Source organism: Arthrobacter sp. Soil761, from assembly GCF_001428325.1.
Taxonomy (GTDB): Bacteria; Actinomycetota; Actinomycetes; order Actinomycetales; family Micrococcaceae; genus Arthrobacter.
In genome coordinates this window covers 1-22,220 of the sequence record NZ_LMSF01000008.1, presented here as the reverse complement: position 1 = coordinate 22,220, position 22,220 = coordinate 1, and the positions used below count along the sequence as shown (strand labels likewise).

Sequence of the window (22,220 nt, the reverse complement as noted above, 5' to 3'; positions counted from 1 at the left end):
GCGGTTACAGCAAAGGGTGTGGCTGGTTTGTCAGATTTCCGGCCCGCCCGGTTGCCCGTTCCACGATTTCCTGGGCGATCGCGTGTACCTTGCGGTTCGTATCCTGGCTTAACTGGCTCAGGAGGTCGTAGGCCTCGTCGGCGGTGACACCGGTGCGCCCCATGAGGATGCCTTTGGCCTGCTCAATGACTGCCCGGCTGCGGGCTGAGGCGGCGACCGCCTCGGTAGCCAGTTGGTGCCGGTCGGTATGAATCGATGTGGTGAGGTCCACCACCACGCCCCAGACGCCAACAGGGGTGTCCCCGTCCAGGATGTAGTCCGCCGAGTAGAGCAGTTTGTGTTGACGGTCCTTGCGGTCCCGGATGGAAACGTAGATCGATGATGGGCCGCCAGCGGATGAGACGTGGTCCCAATACGCCTGGACCCGGGGCCGGTCTCCCGGCTCGATGTGGGCCATGGCCATGTCCATGGAGGGGACAACCTCGCCGCGCTCATACCCGTAGATCCGGTACAACCCGTCCGACCAGCGGAAGATGCCGTCCGCGAAGTAGTACTCGACCAGTCCGGTGGGACAGTCGAGAAAGACATCATTCGGGATATCGACGGATCCAAGTCCTGGAAAACTGCTGCTGGAAGTCACTGAAGGGCCATTCGACGTGCTGTGTCCCGGCTACCCCCGGCCTGGACGTGAAAGCAACAGAATATAGCAGCGGCCCCCACCCCGCGGATCCCGCACGCATGAGTGCGGGATCCGGGGTGCGTGGGCGGGACGGGGCGGTTGTTACCTGGCGTCCTCTACGAGCACCAGGTCGCGGCCATTCGTTTCCGGGGTGAAGAACGTGGTGGCGAACGAGATTGCCGCCAGGACCAGCGAGTAGACCGCCGGGACCAGCCAGGAGTGGTTGGTCACTGCCAGCAGTGCCACGCCGATCATCGGGGCGAAGCCGCCGGCAAGTACGGCGGACAGTTCGCGGCTGAGGGCCACGCCGGTGAAGCGGTGCTGGGAGCCGAAGAGCTCCGGCAGCAGGGCGCACTGCGGGCCCAGCATGGCCTGCACGCCGAGGGCGATGCCCATCACCATGACCACCCACACCAGGGTGACATTGCCCAGTGTGACCAGGTAAAAGGCCGGCAAGGCGATAACGGCCTGGAAGAGTGCGCCGTAGCGGTAGACGGGAACCCGGCCGAAACGGTCGGACAGGGCGCCGAAGGCCACAACCATTACCGCGGCGAAGCCCGCGGCAATCAACAGGCCCGTGGGGCCGATGAACTTGTCGCCGGCGAAGACACCTGCAGGCATGCTGATGAAGGACACCAGGAGCGCGGAATAGATGGACGAGTTGCCGTTTTCCCCCATCCGCAGGCCGATACCTATGAGCACGTTTTTCTTGGAATGCTTCCAGATCTGGCCCACAGGGTTTTTGGCCACGGCCTTGTGCTTCTCGAGTTCCTGGAAGACCGGCGTCTCTTTGAGCCGAAGCCTGATGAAGACGGCAATCGCAATCAGGACGACGCTTGCCAGGAACGGTACGCGCCACAGCCAGGCCTGCAGGACTGCCTTGTCCGCCAGCGCCATCAGGGCAAATGTCCCGGCGCCCAGGAGGGTGCCCAGCTGGATGCCGACGAACGGCAGGGAGGCGAAGAAACCACGACGGCGGCGCGGAGCCACCTCCGAAATAAGGGTCGTGGCGCCTGCCTGCTCGGCGCCGGCGCCAAGGCCCTGCAGGATACGCAGGGCCACCAGGAGTACCGCACCGAGCATTCCGGCCTGTTCAAAGGTGGGCAGGAGGCCGATGGCGCAGCTGGACAGGCCCATCAGGCCGATGGTCAGGATCAGCACCATCTTCCGGCCAAAGCGGTCACCAATGTAGCCGAACACCACGCCGCCGAAGGGCCGGGCGGCGAAGCCGACGCCGTAGGTGGCGAAGGAGGCGATGACTGCTCCGCTCTCACCCAGCGGTGCGAAGAAGAGCGGGCCGAAGATCAGGGCCGAGGCAAGGCCGTAGATGTAGAAGTCGTAGTACTCCAGGGCGGAGCCTACGGAGCTGGCAAGAGTTGCCCTTCGCAGCTGGTCCGGATCGACGACGGCGCCGTCCGCGATGGCCTGCGGTGATTTAGTACGAGTTGTCACGAGAACTCCCTCTAACGCACTCCAGGCCCCCGTTGGCCTGGTGGGATAGCGACAACGCCCATTGCGTCGATCACTATGCTGAACACGATACAGCAAGTTGAACAACTGGCAATAGTCTCGGGATGTTTTATGTCGGAGAAGCCCACGCCAGCTGGCGGTCAGCCCATCGGGTTGCCCAGCGAGTGGGCCAGTTCCTGCAGTTCCTTGACTATCTGGGAGCCCTGTTCCGGCGTGTAGGTGGCTTTGAGGGCCGTGACGGACAGGCCCAGGCTGGGACCGTGCGCGCCCCGCGTGGGAACGGCAACGGCCAGGCAGACCACGCCGGTGGTGGATTCTTCGTCCTCGAAGGCAAAGCCCTGCTCGCGGATTTCCCGCAGCTGCGCCTTCAGCTCCGCCCCTGTCCGCAAGGACTTTGGTGTGAGGACGGGCAGTTCTGCGTCATCGGGGAACATCTCCTCAATGTCGTGCACGTTCAGCCGGGCGATCAGCGCCTTCCCCACTGCGCAGAGGGATACGGGCATCTTGTCGCCGATATTGGAGGTGAGCCGGACGGCCGGGTGGCCCTCGTACCGGGCAAGGTAAATGACGTTTGTTCCGTCCAGCATGGCGATCCGGACCGTCTCGCGGGAAAGGACGGAGGCCTGTTCGCAGTAACGGTAAAACTCCTGGACTTCGTCCATGCGGCCCAGGTAGGCGGCACCCAGTTCCACCAGCTTGCGGCCAAGGGTGAACTCCGAGCCCTGCCTGCTGATCAGGCGCGCCTCCTCCAGGGCCAGCAGGAGATTGGAGGTGGATGACTTGGGAATTCCCACTTCGCGCGAGAGATCGCTGAGCGTCAGCCGCCCGGTTGCCGAGGCGGCCAGGGCATCCAGGACGGCCGCGGCGCGGGTGACTGCGGGCGCCGGAGAGACGGTTCCCGATTTTTCGGATGACGCAGGAATGGGGGAATCGGCCATGATTCTCCTTGGGTTTGCCGGGGCGGGCTTCGCTGTTGTTCAGTCCTCTGAACGTTATCCATCTTAACGTCCTGCGACGCCCGCTGGCGCCGGCCCGGCTCAGGCCACGCGGTTGCTCAGGGTTCCGATGCCCTCCACCGTGATGTCCACACGGTCCCCGGGCTCGACGGGAACCACTGTGGCGGGCGCTCCGGTCATCACCACGTCGCCGGGTTCCAAGGTCAGCCATGAAGTGACATAGATGAGGCAGTCCACCACCGAGGAGGGGAGGTTGAAGGTCCCGGAAGTGGCCTTTGCCGCCCCATTGACGTAGACGTCGATGGCCACCCTTTCGGGATCCGGGAGACCGGTTTCTATCCAAGGTCCCAGGGGTGTGTAGTTGACGCCGGCCTTGCCCTGGAAGTTCCGCTCGTCCACCGCGTTCTGGTCCACGTTGGTGACATCGTTGACGCAGGTGTAGCCGAAGACGTGCTCCAGGGCGTTTTCCGCGGTCAGGTTGGCGGCGGTCCTGCCCATCACGACGGCGAGTTCACCCTCGGCATTGACCGTGCCTTGTCCACGGACCGCGGTGATGGCATCGCCCGGCCCGGCGATGGTGTGGACGGACTTGTGCCACGCCTGGATGGGCAGGGGATGGTCATTCAAAGTGCGGTTATGGCCAATGCCCAGGACAACGGCGGGCCTCACCGGGGCGAGGAATATTGCCTCGTTGTGGGTGGTGGCACCGCCGGTGTAGCGGAGGCTTTCCTCGAACGGGTCGACGATGTGGTCCCAGCCGCTGTCGCTCTCAACGGCGTACTGCGGACCAGCTGCTGTATCTAGTCTTGCGATGCGCACCGGTTCTCCGCCCCGTCCTAGTAGAAGTGGACCGTGTCCACGAGGTGGGGGAGATCCCCACCGTCGAGGAAGGTGCGCAGGTTGCTGCAGAAGCGCTCGGTGATGAGTCGGTTCTCGGCTGCGCTGAGGGCCGAGGTGTGGGGCGAAACCATGACCCGGGGATGGTTCCATAGCGGGCTGTCCTGCGGCAGCGGCTCTACGGCGAAAACATCCAGGCAGGCGTAGCCCACCTGGCCGTTGTCCAGTGCCTCCAGCAGGGCGTCCTCGTCCACCACGGTGCCGCGGCCTACGTTAACGAACGTCGTGCCGGGCTTCATGGCGGCGAACACTTGGCGGTTGAACAGCTTCTCCGTGTAGGCAGTGCCGGGCAGGGTGTTGACGACGGCGTCTGCCGTGGCCAGGAGGGCAGGAAGGCCGGCGTTGTCCACAACCTGATCGATCCCGTCGATGGGCTCTACGGACCGTTTGGTGCCGCTGACCTTCATGCCCAGCGCGCGGGCGATCCGGGCCGTTTCCAATCCGATTTCCCCCAGGCCGCTGACCACGAGGTTGGAGCCGTTGACGAGCCGGGTGGGGACGCGAAGGGTGGGCCAGGCCTTCGCCGCCTGGTCCTGGACAAGTTCGGAACTCCGTTTGAAGCCGTTCAGGATTCCCATCGCAGCGAATTCCGCGAGGGGCAGGGCGTGCACTCCGGCGGAGGTGGTGATCCTGAATTTCTGCAGGACGTCCTGGCTGAGGCCGGACGCCTTCACCGCTCCGCCCGCTCCCGCCGCCATGGCATGGATCCATTGCAGTCCGGGATTGTCGCGGGCGATGCGGGCAAGGCCCGCAGGGCTTTCGTTGGGGAATCCGTAGAGCACTTCGGCGCGGTTGAGCATGGCCCAGTAGCGCTCCTCCTGCTCGTCGGTGCGTTTGAAGGCGGGATCGCCGGCGTGGTCGGCTGGATAGCGTTCCGGGGGCAGGAGGTCGGGCTCGTAAAGGACGGTAATCGAGGGATCAATGGCGCGGATCTGGTCCACAAGCTCTGCTTCGAGCGGGACGGCGATGGCTACGGTCGTACGGGAAGTCATCTGTTCACTATAATGGATAACGTCCTGTAGGCTGAACTTTGCAAGGCTTCTGTGAAGCTTGCGAGCCCTGACAGGCGCCCTGGTAGTTGGGACCGAACTAACTGGTTCCCGGCTGGGACAAACCTTGGCTGCGTGTCAGGTTGGGATCTATGGAGGTTGGATTAGCACGTCAGGAAAACGGGTTTCCGACTTCAACCTGACGTAGCTCATACGCCTGGCTGACGTCAGGTTGGGGTGTGCCCTAACTCGGGCTACAGGAAAGTGCGGTTATGGGGAGAAGGCGTGCCGTCACTTTTGGATGCGTTGACGATAACTCCGCGGGGTTTCCCCTAGATCGTTGACGAAGTGGCGGTTGAAGTTCGAGAGGTTGGTAAAGCCGACCTCGTAACAAATGTCAGATATGGCTTTATCCGTGCTCTCAAGCAGACGCCGGGCGTGGGCCAAGCGCAGTTTGCGCACAAGATCGCTGAAGTTCTGCCCCGTGGCGCGCTTAAAGTACTTCGAAAAAGATGCTTCCTGCATCCCGACCATGGCCGCGGCCTCGGATAGTTTGACGTTGCCTGCATGGTTGGTAAACACGTATTCCAGGACGAGATCCACCACTGCGGTAGCCCGCCCGTCAAGTTGCGGCCTGAACCATTCCTCCGCCAGATAGCGGCGGTCTTCCTCGGGGGCATTGGTTAGAATCCCGAACAGTGCCAAGAGGTGCTGGAGGCGGGCAAGACCTGTGGTTGCGCCCATTGCCTCGATAGCTTCGGCTGCTTCCTTGGCCGAGGTCCCTAGGAATTCGATGCCTCGGGCCGACTGCTCCAGTAATGGCTTGACCTCTGCCAACTCTGGCACCACGGAGGCGGCCTGCTCGACCCAGTTACCCTCGAATTGAATGACTGCATCCCGGTTTTCCAGCACTTCGCCAGGCTCGAGATCGCTGACCCAGTCGTGGGGAAGCCCGGACCCGACGATGGCGACGTGACCGGCTTCGAAGGTGCCGATATGGTCCCCGACAATGAATTTTCCGCTGCCCTTCCGGATGAGATGGATCTCGAACTCCGGGTGATAGTTCCACCGTGCGATTGGACTGGGATAGCTGTGTTGGTGCCACCGCACCGAGTGAGTGGGGTCCGGCGGAATGATTTCCCTGTTGGCACGGATGCCCAGGAGTCTCTCGGCTAACCGGGCTGTGGCATCATCGGTGGCGGTCAAGGTTGTCTCCGTAAATCGGCTTCCGGCATGCGGGGTCGGGCTGTTGGGCCAGCGATCCTCCCAGAATAGCCGCCGTCGTCAGCCGGCGGCAGATTTGTATCAGAAGTTGGCAACTAGAGCGCTAGTTGTGGTGCGGGCCACGCGCCTAATCTTGAGGGACATCAGCGGGACCGCACCTTTTGGAGTCACTGCCCCGCTTCAGTTTCCCTTCCCTGGCAAAGCAGCCGGCACGGGTAACTGTGCACCCCATGAAGAACAAAGGAGTCCTTAATGCGCTCAAAAATGCGCGTTGCTACGCTTGCCGCCGGTGCTTTGTGCATCGCTCTGTCTGCCTCGGCTTGCTCCGGCGCCGGCGGTGGATCCTCTGCCGGTGACCAGAACAGCATCAACGTCCTGATGGTGAACAACCCCCAGATGGAGGATCTGCAGAAGCTTACTGCGGACAACTTCACCAAGGACACCGGCATCAAGGTCAATTACACGGTCCTTCCGGAGAACGACGTCCGGGCCAAGATCAGCCAGGAGTTCTCCAGCCAGGCCGGCCAGTATGACGTGGCATCACTGTCCAACTACGAGATCCCGTTCTACTCCGCCAATAACTGGCTGGCGCCCCTGGACAACGTGGCCAAGGACACCCAGTTCAACCAGAGCGACATCCTTCCCGCCTACACAGCCTCTCTTACGGGCAAGGACGGCAAGCTCTACGGCGAACCGTTCTACGGGGAGTCATCCTTCCTGATGTACCGCAAGGACATCCTCGACGCCAAAGGCCTGACCATGCCGGAGAAGCCCACGTGGGACCAGGTGGCAGACCTCGCGGCGAAGGCCGATGGCGCGGCCCCCGGCATGAAGGGCATCTGCCTGCGCGGCCAGCCCGGCTGGGGCCAGGTCTTCGCGCCCCTGACGACCGTGGTGAACACTTTCGGCGGTACCTGGTTCGATAAGGACTGGAACGCGAAGGTCAATGCGCCCGAGTTCACCGCTGCCACCGATTTCTATGTAAACCTCGTGAAGCAGCATGGCGAAGCAGGTGCCGCCCAGGCCGGGTTTACTGAGTGCCTGAACAACATGAGCCAGAGCAAAGTGGCCATGTGGTACGACGCCACCTCCGCAGCCGGTTCACTGGAGGCTGCGGACTCGCCGGTGAAGGGCAAGATCGGCTACGTCCAGGCGCCCGTGAAGGAGACCAAGTCCTCGGGTTGGCTGTGGACCTGGTCCTGGGGCGTGCAGGCCGCGTCGAAGAAGCAGGATGCAGCCAGCAAGTTCATCGCGTGGGCCAGCTCCAAGAAGTATGAGGAACTGGTGGCTTCCAAGCTTGGGTGGGCCAAGGTCCCGTCCGGGAAACGCATTTCCACCTACGAAAACGCGGAATTCCAGAAGGCCGCCCCGTTCTTCCAGGCTGAACGGACCGCCATCGAGAACGCGGACCCGAAGAATCCGGGTGTACAGGAACGTCCCGTCGTGGGCATCCAGTTCGTGGGTATCCCTGAGTTCGCCGACCTCGGAACCACTGTTTCCCAGGGCGTGAGCTCGGCGATCGCCGGCCAAGGCTCTGTCGCTGATGCGCTGGCCAAGGGCCAGGAAGCCGCCCAGAAAATCGGCGACAAGTACAAGAAGTAACAATCCACCAACCGGCCCTGTGGTCCGCCCGCGGGCGGACCACAGGGCCGCAGGAGCCGTCATGACAACAGCAACAGCGCGCATTTCCCGCCCCGGGCACAGCGCAACCAAACCTTCGAAAAATGCCAGGTCCCGAGAGCGTGCCCTGGCCTTGGCCCGGCGCGCGCCGCTGCTGCCGGCCCTGATCTTCCTCATCATCGTCACCCAGCTTCCCTTCGTGGTGACGCTGATCATCTCGTTCCTGAACTGGAACAGCCTTCGCCCAGACCAGACCGGATTCGCCGGGTTTGAAAACTACATCCAGGTCCTCACCAACGCCGACCTCCGCCAGGCCATCTTCACCACCATCGTCCTCACCGTCTCCGTCGTCCTGGCCAGCCTGCTCATCGGGCTGGGCCTAGCACTGCTGCTGGACAAGAAGTTCATCGGCCGCGGACTGGCCCGGACCCTGCTGATCGCCCCGTTCCTGGTGGTCCCCGTGGCCGCGGCCCTGGTCTGGAAGCACGCGCTGCTGAACCCGACCTACGGCCTGATCAACGGCATCCTGACCTGGCTCTGGTCCCTGTTCGGCAGCAACAACCCGCCTCAGCCGGACCTGCTCTCCCAGGCACCCCTTGCCGCCGTCGTGCTCTCCCTGGTCTGGCAGTGGACCCCGTTCATGATGCTGATCCTGCTCGCCGGCCTGCAGTCCCGGCCCATGGACACCGTGGAAGCAGCACAGATGGACGGCGCCACCCCATGGGACATCTTCCGCCACCTGACCCTGCCGCACCTGCGCCAGTACCTGGAACTCGGCGGCCTGCTCGGCGCGATCTACATCGTGCAGAACTTCGACGCCGTCTTCACCCTCACCTCCGGCGGCCTGGGCACCGCAAACCTGCCCTACGCCATCTACCAGACGTTCTACTTCGCCAACGAATACGGCCTGGCATCCGCCGCCGGCGTTGTGGTGGTCATCGGCACCATCATCGTGGCCACCTTCGCACTCCGCACCGTCTTTTCGCTCTTCAAGAAGGAGGCAGCACGATGAGCAACCTCAGCCCTGCCGCACCACGCAACACCCCCGCCGGTCCCACCGCGCTGAACACCGGAACCCGCCGCCGGGGGCTCGGCCGGTTCGGGGGCAAATCCCGGATGGACCCCACCCGCAACAGCACTGCCGCCGGGATGGCGGCCTGGCTTCTGGCGCTGCTGTTCGCAGCCCCTGTCCTTTGGATGATCCTGACCTCTTTCCATTCCGAGCCGGACGCCGCCACCAACCCGCCCTCCATCGCTGCGAACCTCAATCTGGACGCCTATCAGGAATTCTTCGGAGCGAGCTCCGGTGTCAGCCCCTGGCCGCCGCTGATCAACTCCGCTATGGCCTCGGTCCTGTCCACGGTCCTTGTCCTGCTCCTGTCAATACCCGCCGCCTACGCCCTGTCCATTCGGCCGGTGAAAAAGTGGACCGACGTGATGTTCTTCTTCCTCTCCACCAAGATGATGCCCGTGGTCGCCGCGATCCTGCCGCTCTACCTCTTCGCCAAGAGCGTCGGGGCCCTGGACAACATCTGGTTCCTGATCCTGATGTACACCTCCATGAACCTGCCCATCGCCGTCTGGATGATGCGCTCCTTCCTCGCCGAGGTACCCGTCGAAATGCTGGAGGCAGCCCAAATTGACGGCGCGAACCTCATACTGACGCTGCGCAAGATCATCGCCCCGGTCGCGATGCCCGGCATCGCCGCCACCGCCCTGATCTGCTTCATCTTCAGCTGGAACGAACTGCTCCTCGCCCGCGTCCTCACCGGCGTGGTCGCAGGAACCGCACCGGTCTTCCTCACCGGTTTCGTCTCCAGCCAAGGCCTCTTCCTCGCCAAAGTCTGCGCGGCCGCCGTCGTCATTTCCCTGCCCGTGCTGTTCGCCGGCTTCGCCGCCCAGGACAAACTCGTCCAGGGCCTCTCCCTCGGCGCGGTCAAGTAACCACACACCACCTCGATACCCGGAGGAATACTTCACATGACAACACCCACTGCCCAGACCCAGCACGCCGAGGGGTCAGCGCTTCCACAGACGATGCGCGCCGCCATCCTCAAGAGCCAGGGCGACATGGCCCTGGAAACACTTCCCGTCCCGCAGCTCGACGCCGACCAGGTCCTGGTGCAGGTGGCCGCCGTCGGCGTCTGCGGCAGCGACGTTCATTACTACGAGCACGGCCGGATCGGCCCCTACGTGGTGGACCACCCGCTGATTCTGGGCCACGAACTGTCAGGCCGGATCGCCGCCGTCGGCAGTGCCGTGGACCCGTCGCGGGCCGGCCGCCGGGTTGCCGTCGAACCCCAACGCCCCTGCCGCACCTGCAAGCAATGCAAAGCCGGCCGCTACAACCTGTGCCCGGATATCGAGTTCTACGCCACCCCGCCGGTGGACGGCGCGTTCGCCGAATACGTGACCATCCAGTCCGACTTCGCCTACGACATCCCCGACAGCGTCAGCGACGAGGCCGCCGCCCTGATCGAACCGCTCTCCGTGGGCCTGTGGGCCTGCCAGCGCGCAGAAATCCGGCCCGGCAGCCGGGTACTGATCGCCGGCGCCGGCCCCATCGGCATCATCGCCGCCCAGGCCGCGCGGGCGTTCGGCGCCACCGAGATCTACATCAGCGACATCGCCGAAGACCGGCTCGCCTTCGCGCTTGAGCACGGGGCCACGCACGCGCTGAACGCGAAGACGGACAGCGTGGAAGGGCTCGACGTCGACGCGTTCATTGACGCTTCCGGCGCACCTCAGGCGGTCCGTTCCGGGATCAAGGCGGTGGCCCCCGCGGGGCGCGTCATCCTGGTGGGACTCGGCGCGGACGATGTGGAACTCCCAGTCTCCTTCATCCAGAACCGGGAGATCTGGCTCTCCGGCGTGTTCCGTTACACGAATACCTGGCCGCTGGCCATCCAGCTGATCGCCGACGGCAAAGTGGACCTGGACATCCTGGTCACCGGAAAGTTCCCCCTGTCCGACTCCGAAGAGGCCCTCAAAGCAGGCAAGCAGCCCGGACAGCTCAAGGCCGTGGTTTACCCAGGCCGCTGACGGCGCCCCCAAATCCCACAAAGAACACTGCAAGGAAGCAGCCATGCCAACACCCTCCAACGCACCGGATTTCGCGGCCGGCGGTCCCCTGGTCACCGTAATCGGCGAGTCCCTTATAGACGTCATCGATGACCCGCACTGGGGAACCGCCGGCCGCCAGGAACATCCGGGCGGCAGCCCCCTGAACGTGGCAGTGGGAACCGCACGGCTGGGCCTATCCACAAGCCTGGTGACACATTACGACGACGACGCACACGGGCTGATGATCGAAAGGCACCTGCAGTCTAATGGCATTGCCTCGGTTCGGGGAGGCGCGGCCCGCACCTCAACGGCAACGGCAACACTGGGCCGGGACGGCGCGGCAACGTACGCCTTCGATGTCACCTGGGACATTAACGGAGCAGCCATCCCGGCGCTAGCAGCGGTCGAAGCCTCCACGCATGTGCACACCGGGTCCATCGCGGCAGTCCTGTCCCCCGGTGAAGCCGCGGTCCGCAACCTGATCGAGTCCGCCCGCTCCCACGCCACCGTCAGCTTCGATCCCAACTGCAGACCCGCGCTCACCCCGGACCATGACATGGCCCGTCGGCAGGTGGAAGAGTTCGTTGCCGCGAGCGACATCGTCAAAGCCAGCGACGAGGACCTGAGCTGGCTCTACCCGGACCGGGCGCCGGAGGAATCCCTGGCGGCCTGGCTGGACCTCGGGCCGGCTGTGGCTGCCCTGACCAGGGGCGCAGACGGGCCGGTGCTCCTAACTTGCCGGGACCGCGTAGAGCTTCCGGGCTGGCGGATCGACGTGGCCGATACCGTGGGCGCGGGGGACTCTTTCATGGCAGCCCTGATTTCGGGGCTCGCGCAGCTGGACGCCCTCGGAGCCGCCGCCCGCCCCCATCTGGCTGCCATCGGCCGCCCGGAGTTGACTGCCCTGGCCGCGTACGCGAACAGGGCAGCCGCAATCACCTGCTCCCGGCCCGGCGCCAATCCGCCGTCGTCCGATGAACTGGACCCGATTACCTCCCATACGGCCGGGAAGGACTGACAGGTGACCACGCTTCGCAACGGCTCCCTTGCCGCCCTGCCGCAGACCCTGTCCACCCCGGGATATGACCGGTCCGGGCTCACGACGGGGATCGTTCATTTCGGTGTCGGCGGCTTCCACCGCGCCCACCAGGCGATGTACCTGGACCGGCTGATGAACGCCGGGCAGGCCCATGACTGGGCCATCTGCGGCGTGGGGGTGCTGCCGGGCGACGCCCGCATGAAGCAGGTCATGGACAGCCAGGACTGCCTCTACACCCTGCTGGTGAAGAAACCGGACGGAACCCGCGAAGGACGCGTCATCGGGTCAATCATCGAATACCTCTTTGCGCCCGACGATCCCGAGGCCGTCATCGAGAAGATGGCGTCCGACGCCGTCCGGATCGTTTCGCTGACCGTCACCGAGGGCGGGTACAACTTCCACCACGTCACCGGCGAGTTCGACGCCGGGAATCCCGACGTCGTCCACGACCTTGAGCGCGGTGCAGCACCCCGGACCACCTTCGGCCTGGTCACCGAAGCCCTGTCCCGCCGTCGTGCCCGGGGCCTGGCGCCCTTCACCGTGATGTCCTGCGACAACATCCAGGGCAACGGGGACGTGGCGCGCAGGATGTTCACGGCATTCGCAACCCTCAAAGACCCGGAACTGGGCACGTGGGTGGCCAAGAACGTCCCGTTTCCCAACAGCATGGTGGACCGCATCACACCGGTCACCACCGACGCCGACCGGGCTGCAGTCACGGAGGAGTTCGGAGTGGAGGACGCCTGGCCGGTGGTCTGCGAACCGTTCGAACAGTGGGTCCTGGAGGATAAGTTCAGCCTGGGGCGTCCGCCCTTCGAGGAGGCCGGAGTGCAGCTCGTGGAGGATGTGGAGCCGTATGAACTGATGAAGCTTCGCCTGCTGAATGCCAGCCACCAGGGCATGTGCTACTTCGGCTACCTCGCCGGGTACCGCTACGCGCACGAGGTGGCCCAGGATCCGCCGTTTGCGCAGTTCCTGCTTGACTATATGGACAAGGAAGCAACCCCTACGCTTGCACCGGTGCCGGGTATCAACCTCACCGCCTATAAACGGACCCTTATTGAACGGTTCTCGAACGAACATGTCCGTGACACCCTGGCCCGTCTCTGCGCCGAGAGCTCGGACCGGATTCCCAAATGGCTCCTGCCGGTGATCCGCATCAACCTCGAAAACGGCGGTGGCATCCATCGTTCCGCCGCCATCGTTGCCAGTTGGGCCCGGTATGCCGAAGGCCGTGACGAACAGGGAAACCCGATTGACATCGTCGACCGTCTCAAGCCCGCCTTGATGGCAGCGGCGGCGCGGCAGCACGAAGAGTCCCGGGCCTTCATCGCCAATCGGGACCTGTTCGGCGATCTCGCCGTCAACGACCGCTTTGCCGCCGCCTACCAGGCAGCACTGGCCGACCTCCACACGGGAGGGGCGAGGTACGCCTTGGAATCCCTGACAGCACGGTCCTAGGAGGAAGTCCCATGCTCAGGAAAGTTGGCTTCGCCGGGCCACGGGCCCCCGTCGGAGCAGCCGTCTTTGCCCTGCCCTGCTGCGTGCTGGTGCTGCTGGAGCTGCACCCGGGCACCACCGTCCTGGAGCACCTCTCCGAGGCCTTTGCTCTCATTGGTGGCGGCCTTCTCCTGATGGTCCGGCGACCGACAGGCCGCGAACATCGCCGCGCGTTGCCGAGGGAACATACAGAGGCGTTTAGATACGCCCTCCGCACGGGGACGCTGCCCCTGGCAAGCCTCTTCAGCGACTGGAGCGGCGAGCTTGCCCATCATCGGTTCCTCCTTAGAACCGCGCTGCGCTGCGTGCCCGCCCTCACCTGGACCGCACTGATAATGGACCTCTACGGGATGCTGATGTACGCCGAAGTCCTGGCCTTCTTCCTGATCAGTGCCTTGGCCGCCGCCGTATCCGGGATGGCTGCTTTCTCGCGCGGCACGATTGCGCTCGGCAACATCCACGTCCTTGAGAACCGCCTGCGCCTACAGCAACAGCTCCTCGGGATTCCGTTGGCCTAGTACGTCGCGGTACCCTGGGCGCAAACACAGCAAAACCCGAAACACCGGCCGCCCGCTGATACGTCGGCGCCCGATCCGACTCCAGCGCCCGGTCCACCGTTCCGCGGGAACCCCCGTCCCAGGTGGAGGCGCTGTGGCGGACATGGGAACCCTGCACCTCGACGGAGCTACGGGAATCAGTGTCTCTGGTGGACACGGAGACCACCACATCACGGTGCTCCTGGACCCCCGTGGCCCCTTCTGCAAATGCGACATGCAAGCGAAGAGGGATCCGCCCACCGGAACCAAAGCGTGCCCCCGCCAAGCTGGTTCCGGACGTACGGCTCCAAGGGCGGCGAGGCTTCTGGCTTTAGGGGTTAAAGGAGTTGCGGGTTGCGTTCTTACCGGGGAATGCGGTCTTCAGCTGCGCGGGGAAGGTCAGTGGGCTGTTTCTGCTGATCGCGATTACGGCGTAGAGGCCTGTCAGCAGCACGATGGTGCCGCCGGTGGCCACGGCCCAGCGGGCGCCGAATTCCGTTCCGATCCATCCCATTAGCGGTGCGCCGAGGGCTGTCCCGCCCTGGAGGACGGCGAGGTAGAGTGCAAGCACCCGGCCGCGGAACTGTGGGTCAACGGAGAGTTGGAGGCTGGTGTTGCTGCTGTTGAGGAAGGTGATGGAGGCCATGCCTATGGGAACCAGGATTGCTGCGTAGAGCCAGAACGAGGGCGAGATGCTGGCTATCAGGGTGAAGAACCCGAGTCCCAAGGCTCCGCCGAGGAGGAAACGCAGCCTCGGGCCGGACCTGCGGGCCGCGAGGAGCGCCCCGGCAAGGGTCCCTACAGCCATGATCGAGCCGAGGAGGCCGAATTCTCCGGGGCCCATTCGGAATTCGGCCGTGGTCATGAGTGCGTTGGTGATGGGGAAGTTCATGCCGAACGCGCCGAGGATTCCCACCATGGAGAGAATGATGACCAGATCCGGGCGCTGGCGCACGTAGCCCAGGGCCTCGGCCACTTGGTGTTTGTTACGGGTTGCTGGAAGAGCGGGGGTCAGGTCAGCGGTGCGGATCCGCCACAAGGAGAGCAGGACCGCCGCGAAGCTGGCTGCGTTGAGGAGGAAGACCGGTGCGGTACCGATCCATCCAATGAGCGCCCCGGCTATAGCGGGTCCGGTGAGCTGGGCTGTGTTGAACGATACGGAGTTCAAAGAAACGGCGTTGGCAAGGTGTTCCCGGCCCACTAGTTCTGAGACGAAGGCGAGGCGGACTGGCCCGTCAACGGCGCTGGCCATTCCCATACAAAGGGCGGCTGCATAGATGTGCCAGAGCTGTGCCGCTCCGGTCACCACCAGAAGGCCCACTGCCAGCCCGCAGAGGCCCAGGGCTGTCTGTGTCCACAGCAGGAGCATTCGTTTCGGGAAACGGTCGGCAAGGACTCCGCCATAGGGGCCAAGGAGCAGCATCGGGAGGAACTGCAGGCCGGTGGTGATGCCGACGGCAGTGCCGGAGTGGTCGGTGAGGACGGTCAGCACGAGCCAGTCCTGTGCCACCCGCTGCATCCAGGTGCCGATGTTGGACACGAGCGCCCCTCCGGCCCACAACCGGTAGTTCCGGTTCTCGAGAGACCGGAACATGGCGCTCATTTCGCGCTCAATTGCTGCATGCTGTGTCTGGCGTGGCGGAGGATGAGGCGGTCGTCTTCGCTTAACCGGGCCATCCATTGGGCCAAACGGGTGGTGCGCTGTTCGCGGGCTTCCGTGAAAACCGCCTTACCCGCAGGGGTGATCCCCGCCTGGACCTGGCGTCCGTCCCCGGGGTGGACTGTCCAGGTGGCGAAGCCCTGATCTGTGAGGGCCTTGACTATACGGGTCATTGAGGGCGCCTGTACGTGTTTGCCTTCGACTGGTTTGCGAGGAGCTTGCGGGACGTTGCGCGGCTGGCCCAGGACCGTGTATGGGCGGGATGTGATTACGTCACCGGCCGCCTCGACACTGAGCCTCCAGGACGTGCGCCTCCTCGCAGTCAGGTGGTGAATGAGCAGAACATTCCGTTTGAGGCTCTCCTGTTTGGAGAAACCTTTATGTTGTCTCGGGATGATGCGGGAACAGGTCACGCACGGTCCGTTCGCTAATGATCGGTGCTTTCACGCCAATCGATGTGGATGCCGGAACCTCCCCGGTTGCGAGAAGGGAGGCCCCGGCGGCTTGAAGGGCACCTGCGGAAGGGGACGGACTGCCTAAGAGCGGCGCCGAGGAGTCTCAGAAGCTGTCGCCCATCCTGCGAATGGTGATTTCTTCTCTACAGTCAAAGGCACGGCGGATATCGCCTGATTCAGGAAGTACCCAGACGACACGTGCGTCCTCGGTAAGGACGTCGATCGTTGCTTCATATGAGAATTGCGCAGATTCTGAGACCACGACGCGATCACCTGGTCGCAGGCCCGCCCAGTTCTCCGGTGCGCTGGGTTCCTTTGGCAAGGTACAATGTCCTTTTCGATGGAGTGTTCGATGGAGTGAGGGCTTCGTTGGCCCGCGGTCCGCTTAATGACGCCTCTGGGGCAGCACGCCGGACGGCCTGGAATGACGTGCTTCGTGGTGAGTGAGCGGAGGGCGGGAGCTAAGTCCCTGGCACGCTCAACCCAGCGCACATGCCATGTCATCTGCTGGTGTCGTGGTACAGCCCTGCGGCACGTGCGCGCTGGGTGGCCAGTTCGATCATCAGGTCGAGGTTGGGGGTCGGGACCTGCGCCAGTTCCGCCAGGTCAAGGGGGACTCGGAACATGGCGTCGATCTCCATGGGTCGGCCGGCCAACAAGTCCTGGGCGATGCTCTGCAGATGGCCGGACTTCGCCAGCTTGCTCAAGCCTTCGTAGGGATCGCCCGGATCGCAGCCCAGGGCACGGGCGATGGCGGCACCCTCAGCGGCCATCGCCTTGGCGGTGCCGGCAACGGCGGCCTTGTCCAGGGCATCCTTCATCGGCGAGGCTGTGAGGACGGCCAAAGAACCCCCAATCAGGTTCATCAGTAGTTTGGCCCAGACCGCGTCACGGATCTTCGGCGTCACGGTGACTTCCAGGCCACTGGGGTTCAGGAGCGACGCCAGTGCGTCGAGCCTCGCGTCCGAGCGACCATCAGGGCGTCCTACGATCAGACGGTTCACGGGATTCGCGGCGCGAATTACCCCTGGTGCGATCACGCTGCAGGCGGTGTAGGCGACGGCACCCACGGCGCGCTGCGGGCCGATGCGGTCCCACAGGGTGCTCTCGGGATCCAGCCGTCGAAGACGGGTGTTGTCCAGGTCTCCGCCGTGAGAGTGGAAGTACCACCAAGGGATGCCGTTCATGACAAACAGCACCAAACTGTCCTTGTGGAGCAGGGAACCTATGTCCTTGGTGATGGTCGGCAGGGACGGGGCTTTGACCGCGACGATGACAATGTCCTGGGGTTCCAGCTCGGCCGGCCGGTCAGTTGCGGCCGGATGGGAAACCAGCACTGCGTCACGGGTTTCGACCCGCAGCCCATGTTCCCGGATCGCGGTCAGTTGCTCACCGCGGGCGATCACTGAGACCTCGGCTTGGCTCCCCGCGAGCCGTCCGGCGATGTGCCCTCCCACAGCTCCTGCTCCATATACGCAGATTTTCATATGTGCTTCCTGTCCTGTGATAAGTCGGTCATTCGAACTGCTGGCGCTTTTGTGCTGCGGCGGTGCTGAGGAAAGAGATGTCATTGCCGGTGGAGACAAAGCCGGCACCGAGATCCAGGTATTGACGGATAAGATCCGGACGCCCGCCCAGGCCGCCGATGCCCACGAACTTTCCGTTCGCTTGGCAGGCCTTGATTACCTTGAGGTATGCCTCGTGCACCCGCGGGTGGTCGAGTTGCCCCGCGACCCCCAGCTCGACGCTGAGGTCGCTGGCACCCACGAGGATCATGTCCACACCGTCTACTGCGGCGATGGCTTCCACCGCGTCAAGGCCGGCCTGGGACTCAATCATCGGTACCACCATGGAGGCCTGATCGAGCTCACGGACGAGTTGATCGGCGGGGAGGGCCCGGTAGTGCAGTTGGGGCGCGGCCCCAGCCAAGGACCTCCCACCCAAGGGCGCGTGCTTGACAGCGCGGACCAAGGTGCGGGCCTCTTCGGCGGACTCTACGCCGGGGACGATGATGCCCATGGCCCCTGAATCCATGACCCTGGCAATGAAGGATGGGTCCAGGCCGGGGACTCGGACGAGGGGAGTGACGCCCAGGGAATTGCAGGCCATGCAGATCTGACCCGCGGCCTCCAGGGAGAAACTGCTGTGCTCCAGGTCAATGTAGACGGAGTCGAACCCCGCCGTGTGGGCGATGGAGGCGATGTCGACAGTGCGTACCAGTCGAACGGTCATGGAGTACACCCGTTCGCCTTTTGATAACTTCTCTTTGGCACGATTGCGCAGCAGGGGAGTGGCTTCGGTGTTCATTTTCTGTGGTCTCCTGATCGAGTCGGATGTTTTCAGCCGAACAGAGTCGGTAACGCTTGCGCTTCGTCCTCGAACCCGTACACGGACTTGATCTCGAGATATTCTTCGAGCCCGAACCTGCCCATCGAGCGGCCGATGCCGGACTGCTTGTATCCGCCCATGGGCGTGTACGAATCCGTCGCTGCGCCGTTGTAGCTGATACGTCCGGCCCGCAGCGCGTTCACGACGCGCCGGGCACTCCGCCGATCGCCACCGAAGACATAGCCTCCCAGCCCGTAGGGCGAATCGTTGGCGATCCGGACGGCGTCGTCCTCGTCACGGTAGGGCATGACGGCCAGGACGGGGCCGAAGATCTCCTCCCGGGCGATTGTCATGTCCGGGGTAACTCCCGTGAACACCGTCGGTTTCACGAAATAGCCCCGGTCCAGCCCCTCAGGGCGCTCAAGCCCACCGGTGACGAGGTCGGCGCCCTCATCGATGCCGGTTTGGATGAAATCCCTGATCGATTTGAACTGGTCAGCACTGACGACCGGGCCCATGGTCGTCGAGCTCTGCAGAGGGTCACCCAAGCGATAGCGCTGTGCCTCGTCGATGAGGAAGGGCACTACCTGCTCCACCTGGCTTTCGTGCACGAGCATGCGGGCGGGGGCATGACAGGACTGACCGGCATTGAGGAACGAGCGTTGGATGTTCCACCGCGCGGCCTCTTCGAGATCGGCGTCGGGCAGCACAATGTTGGCTGACTTTCCCCCGAGTTCGAGTGAGACGCGTTTCACGGTGTCTGCTGCGGCGGCTCCGACCTGCCGGCCGGCGGCGGTTGAACCCGTGAAGGAGATCATGTCCACATCCGGGTGGCGGGAGAGCGCGTCTCCCACAATGCGCCCGGTACCGTTCACCAGGTTGAACACGCCCGCCGGTACTCCCGCCTCGTGCAGCACCTGGGCCAGCAGTGTGCCGCTCGCGGCGGAGTTCATGCTGGGTTTGGCGATGATCGTGCAGCCGGCAGCAAGTCCGTAGATGATCTTGATGACTCCGGTCTGGACGGGCCAGTTCCACGGGGAGATCAGCGCGCAGACCCCGATCGGCTCGCGACGGACAATGGCGCCGCCGATCCGCGACTCAAAGGGGTACTCGCGCAGGATGTCGCGGGCGACCCTAATATGCTGGAGTGGGCCGGTGACCTGGGCACGGTTGCTGACCGGAATACCGACCTCGCGCGCGATCAATTCGGAGAACTCTTCGCTGTGCGACTCGTAGACGTCGATGATGCGGTCGATGAGCGCGATCCGCTCGTCCACCGAGGTCGTGGAAAAGCTCTTGAACGCCTTCCGGGCCGCGGCAACCGCGCGGTCCACATCCGCTGCGCTTCCCAGAGTGACCCGGGCGAAGGCTTCCTCGCGGGTGGGGTCGATGAGCTCCACCTCGCGGGGGTCCGTCGGTTCAGTCCATTGGCCGTTGATGTAAAGGTGCGGGTACTGCTCCATGCTGGAGTTCTCCTCAGGCTTGTAGGGCTTGTCCGGTGGGTTAGCTGCTGTGGGTGTAGCCGCCGTCGCAGGCGATGGTCTGGCCCGTGATGAACGCCGAAGCCGGTGTGGCGAGGAAGAACATGATGCCGACCAGGTCAGTGGGGACCATTCCGCGGGGGATGCACTGCTGCGACGCGGCGCGCTCACGGACCTCGATGGTGGGGTTGACTGTGCGCTCAACTTCCGTGGCGATCATGCCCGGCCGTACACAGTTGACGGTAATCCCGTCGCCGCCCAGCTCCCGCGCCAACGCATTGGTCATGCCAATCAATGCTGACTTGGAGGTGACGTAGTGCAGGTAGTTGCCGATGCCCCGGGTGACCGAGTCGGATGAAATGTTGATGATGCGTCCGAAGCCCGCCGCGCGCATATGGGCAGCGACTGCCCGAACGCACAGGTAGCTCCCGGTGACGTTGACCTTGAGGACCTGTTCCCACTGTGCCATGGGGATCTGATCGAACGGCCCCTTCTCGATCGTCGCGAAGATCGATGCGTTATTGATCAGCACATCGATCCGGCTGCATTTTTCCATCACCGCCTCGACCATCGATGTGACGGACGTCTCGTCCGACACGTCCACCTTGACGGCAAAACCGGTTCCACCGGCGTCATGAATCTCCTTGACCACTGCCTTGGCCTTGTCGAAATTCAGGTCCGCGACCACGGAAAAGGCTCCGGCGGCGGCGAACTGGCGCGCAAGTTCCCGGCCGATGCCCTGGGCGGCGCCGGTGATCAGCACCACCCGTTCATGGACGCTGAAGTCCCGTGCCGACGCCGGCACGCCGGAGTCCTGTGGAGTGTGTGTCAGGGTTGTCGTCGTCATAGTCGATCCTCGTGGCGTCGCGTGTCGTAGTGGGCGTGCAGACACTGATGGAGGGGCCTACCCTCCTGGCCGACTGCACTAACGCCTCTCCCTGGGGCCCCTCCAGGCGCCGGCAATAAACGTTCTCCCATGGTCTGGGCATCGTTAGCATCGCGGGCATCCTCGATGAGGCGGCCCTCAAGGTGAGGCAGCAGGGCGGGCCCCTGCTCTCCTTATAGACAATATCCTGCCATATGGGATACTGTCAATATCGCGGCCGGTCCTTCGCGGATGTAAACGACAGCCGGCGATCCGGACTCCGCAGCCCCCTTCGGCTTTTGCCGCAGGATGTATCCACTTTGTAAGGAGTAGGGAAGATGCGCGTAAGCAAAGCAGCAGAAACCGGCAGCGAAGCAGTTGGATCCATGCGGGAGGGAGTATTGGAGCAGAAGCACCTGCTGGTCGGCGAAGACGGTTCGCCGAACAATTACGACCTCAACATGGGCCAGACCGGCGGTGGCGGTTGGCGGACCCCCCGCCATCGGCACACCTTCGACCAGATCCGCTATGTCATTCAGGGGCAACTGCCATATACCGAGAATGACGTCCTGGAAGAAGGGTGGGTGGGGTACTTCCCCGAAAGTGTCTACTATGGCCCCCAGGAGCGTGCCGAGGGCCTTCGGACCCTGGTCCTCCAGTGCGGCGGCGCGAGCGGCCAGGGCTACCTGTCCGCTGCCCAGCGCGAGGCCACGAATGCCGAATTGGAAAAGACCGGCGAATTCAAAAAGGGAAAGTACCACTACACCGACGCCAACGGCGATGAGCAGGTCATGGACGGCTCCCAGGCGATCTTCGAACGTGCTACGGGCGGCAAGCTTGAATTCGCGACCCCGCGGTATGAAGACGTCATCGCGATGAACCCTGCAGCCTACGACTGGTCGCCCCAGGGTGACCAGGGTGTTTGGGAAAAGCGGCTGGGCAGTTTCACTGAACGCAACCTGCGCACCGGGTTCCTGCGCTTGGACGCCGGCGCGGTCTACCAGGCGGGTCAGCATCCCTCCATCGAAGTCCTGTTCCAGCTCAACGGCCAGGTCACTTCGGGTGGCGAGAAGTACGGTCCCGAGACCGCATATGAATTCCTCGCCAACGAAGGCCCCGTTCCCGTCGAAGCCATCGAACCAACCGAGTTCCTGCGAGTAGTGCTGCACACGTTCTAAGCCGCTACGGGCCAACACGGTGAACGTGTTGGCCCGTGGGGCTCGCCCACGCGGCCAGGCCCCTGACTACGCCCTTGCCCTGCAAATCAGCACGCCCTTTGGAATGGCCAGCCTTGCGACGCACATGAACTGCGAGGGTTCCGGGTTGCTGGGGGACGGGCGGCATGAGTTCATTTGGCGGTCATGACCGGTGCTGGTTCTCCATCAGGCGGTTTGATATGGTCGCTGCTGCCTGTTGGACGGCCAGTGCGGCCTGCTGGACATCGACGTCGCGCCGGAC

Annotated in this window: 20 protein-coding genes; 8 read left to right on the top strand and 12 right to left on the bottom strand. The window is 63.9% G+C overall.

The window, feature by feature from the left end:
- Positions 1–4: 4 nt before the first annotated feature.
- From ASG79_RS06615 to ASG79_RS06590, 6 genes are all read right to left on the bottom strand, one after another.
- Complete coding sequence (locus ASG79_RS06615) at positions 5–640, bottom strand: PAS and ANTAR domain-containing protein (RefSeq protein ID WP_056389517.1); 636 nt, start codon at positions 638–640, stop codon at positions 5–7.
- Between the two features lie 141 nt (positions 641–781).
- Positions 782–2,131, bottom strand: coding sequence for an MFS transporter (locus ASG79_RS06610; protein WP_056389514.1), 1,350 nt, complete (start codon positions 2,129–2,131; stop codon positions 782–784).
- 158 nt (positions 2,132–2,289) lie between these two features.
- Positions 2,290–3,087: an IclR family transcriptional regulator gene (locus ASG79_RS06605; RefSeq protein ID WP_056389511.1), complete on the bottom strand. Its 798-nt coding sequence runs from the start codon at positions 3,085–3,087 to the stop codon at positions 2,290–2,292.
- Between the two features lie 99 nt (positions 3,088–3,186).
- Complete coding sequence (locus ASG79_RS06600; RefSeq protein ID WP_018770350.1) at positions 3,187–3,924, bottom strand: fumarylacetoacetate hydrolase family protein; 738 nt, start codon at positions 3,922–3,924, stop codon at positions 3,187–3,189.
- A gap of 17 nt (positions 3,925–3,941) precedes the next feature.
- The gene (locus ASG79_RS06595) at positions 3,942–4,994 is read right to left on the bottom strand and encodes a D-2-hydroxyacid dehydrogenase (protein WP_056389508.1); all 1,053 of its coding nucleotides are present in this window, start codon (positions 4,992–4,994) and stop codon (positions 3,942–3,944) included.
- 288 nt (positions 4,995–5,282) lie between these two features.
- On the bottom strand, positions 5,283–6,197 hold the full coding sequence (locus ASG79_RS06590) for an AraC family transcriptional regulator (protein ID WP_056389505.1): 915 nt from the start codon (positions 6,195–6,197) through the stop codon (positions 5,283–5,285).
- A gap of 270 nt (positions 6,198–6,467) precedes the next feature.
- Here ASG79_RS06590 and ASG79_RS06585 point away from each other — a divergent pair, with 270 nt between their 5' ends.
- The 7 genes from ASG79_RS06585 (at position 6,468) to ASG79_RS06555 (ending at position 13,955) form a co-directional block, all read left to right on the top strand.
- A complete protein-coding gene (locus ASG79_RS06585; protein ID WP_056389502.1) occupies positions 6,468–7,817 on the top strand; it encodes an ABC transporter substrate-binding protein in 1,350 nt (449 codons plus the stop codon).
- Between the two features lie 61 nt (positions 7,818–7,878).
- Positions 7,879–8,847, top strand: a complete 969-nt coding sequence (locus tag ASG79_RS06580) for a carbohydrate ABC transporter permease (RefSeq protein WP_056389499.1) — start codon at positions 7,879–7,881, stop codon at positions 8,845–8,847.
- Positions 8,844–9,779, top strand: coding sequence for a carbohydrate ABC transporter permease (locus tag ASG79_RS06575; protein WP_056389498.1), 936 nt, complete (start codon positions 8,844–8,846; stop codon positions 9,777–9,779). The genes ASG79_RS06580 and ASG79_RS06575 overlap by 4 nt, the downstream gene beginning before the upstream one ends.
- A 36-nt stretch (positions 9,780–9,815) precedes the next feature.
- A complete protein-coding gene (locus ASG79_RS06570; RefSeq protein WP_056389495.1) occupies positions 9,816–10,877 on the top strand; it encodes an NAD(P)-dependent alcohol dehydrogenase in 1,062 nt (353 codons plus the stop codon).
- Between the two features lie 43 nt (positions 10,878–10,920).
- A complete protein-coding gene (locus ASG79_RS06565; protein WP_056389492.1) occupies positions 10,921–11,916 on the top strand; it encodes a carbohydrate kinase family protein in 996 nt (331 codons plus the stop codon).
- Positions 11,917–11,919: 3 nt separating this feature from the next.
- Complete coding sequence (locus ASG79_RS06560; protein WP_056389489.1) at positions 11,920–13,398, top strand: mannitol dehydrogenase family protein; 1,479 nt, start codon at positions 11,920–11,922, stop codon at positions 13,396–13,398.
- An 11-nt stretch (positions 13,399–13,409) separates the two neighbouring features.
- Positions 13,410–13,955 (top strand): hypothetical protein, encoded by a 546-nt coding sequence (locus ASG79_RS06555; protein WP_056389488.1) that lies wholly within the window; start codon positions 13,410–13,412, stop codon positions 13,953–13,955.
- Positions 13,956–14,304: 349 nt separating this feature from the next.
- Here ASG79_RS06555 and ASG79_RS06550 read toward each other — a convergent pair whose 3' ends face one another.
- The 6 genes from ASG79_RS06550 to ASG79_RS06525 form a co-directional block, all read right to left on the bottom strand.
- Complete coding sequence (locus ASG79_RS06550) at positions 14,305–15,576, bottom strand: MFS transporter (RefSeq protein ID WP_056389486.1); 1,272 nt, start codon at positions 15,574–15,576, stop codon at positions 14,305–14,307.
- Positions 15,573–15,806, bottom strand: coding sequence for a MarR family winged helix-turn-helix transcriptional regulator (locus ASG79_RS24035; protein ID WP_235509754.1), 234 nt, complete (start codon positions 15,804–15,806; stop codon positions 15,573–15,575). The genes ASG79_RS06550 and ASG79_RS24035 overlap by 4 nt, the downstream gene beginning before the upstream one ends.
- 782 nt (positions 15,807–16,588) lie before the next feature.
- Positions 16,589–17,575, bottom strand: coding sequence for a ketopantoate reductase family protein (locus ASG79_RS06540; protein ID WP_056389485.1), 987 nt, complete (start codon positions 17,573–17,575; stop codon positions 16,589–16,591).
- A 28-nt stretch (positions 17,576–17,603) separates the two neighbouring features.
- Positions 17,604–18,395: an HpcH/HpaI aldolase family protein gene (locus tag ASG79_RS06535; RefSeq protein WP_056389481.1), complete on the bottom strand. Its 792-nt coding sequence runs from the start codon at positions 18,393–18,395 to the stop codon at positions 17,604–17,606.
- Positions 18,396–18,427: 32 nt separating this feature from the next.
- On the bottom strand, positions 18,428–19,879 hold the full coding sequence (locus tag ASG79_RS06530) for an aldehyde dehydrogenase family protein (RefSeq protein ID WP_056389478.1): 1,452 nt from the start codon (positions 19,877–19,879) through the stop codon (positions 18,428–18,430).
- Positions 19,880–19,919: 40 nt separating this feature from the next.
- Positions 19,920–20,744, bottom strand: a complete 825-nt coding sequence (locus ASG79_RS06525) for an SDR family NAD(P)-dependent oxidoreductase (RefSeq protein ID WP_056389475.1) — start codon at positions 20,742–20,744, stop codon at positions 19,920–19,922.
- A 356-nt stretch (positions 20,745–21,100) separates the two neighbouring features.
- Between ASG79_RS06525 and ASG79_RS06520 the strand changes: the two genes are divergently transcribed.
- The gene (locus ASG79_RS06520; protein WP_056389471.1) at positions 21,101–21,940 is read left to right on the top strand and encodes a hypothetical protein; all 840 of its coding nucleotides are present in this window, start codon (positions 21,101–21,103) and stop codon (positions 21,938–21,940) included.
- Positions 21,941–22,220 lie beyond the last annotated feature (280 nt).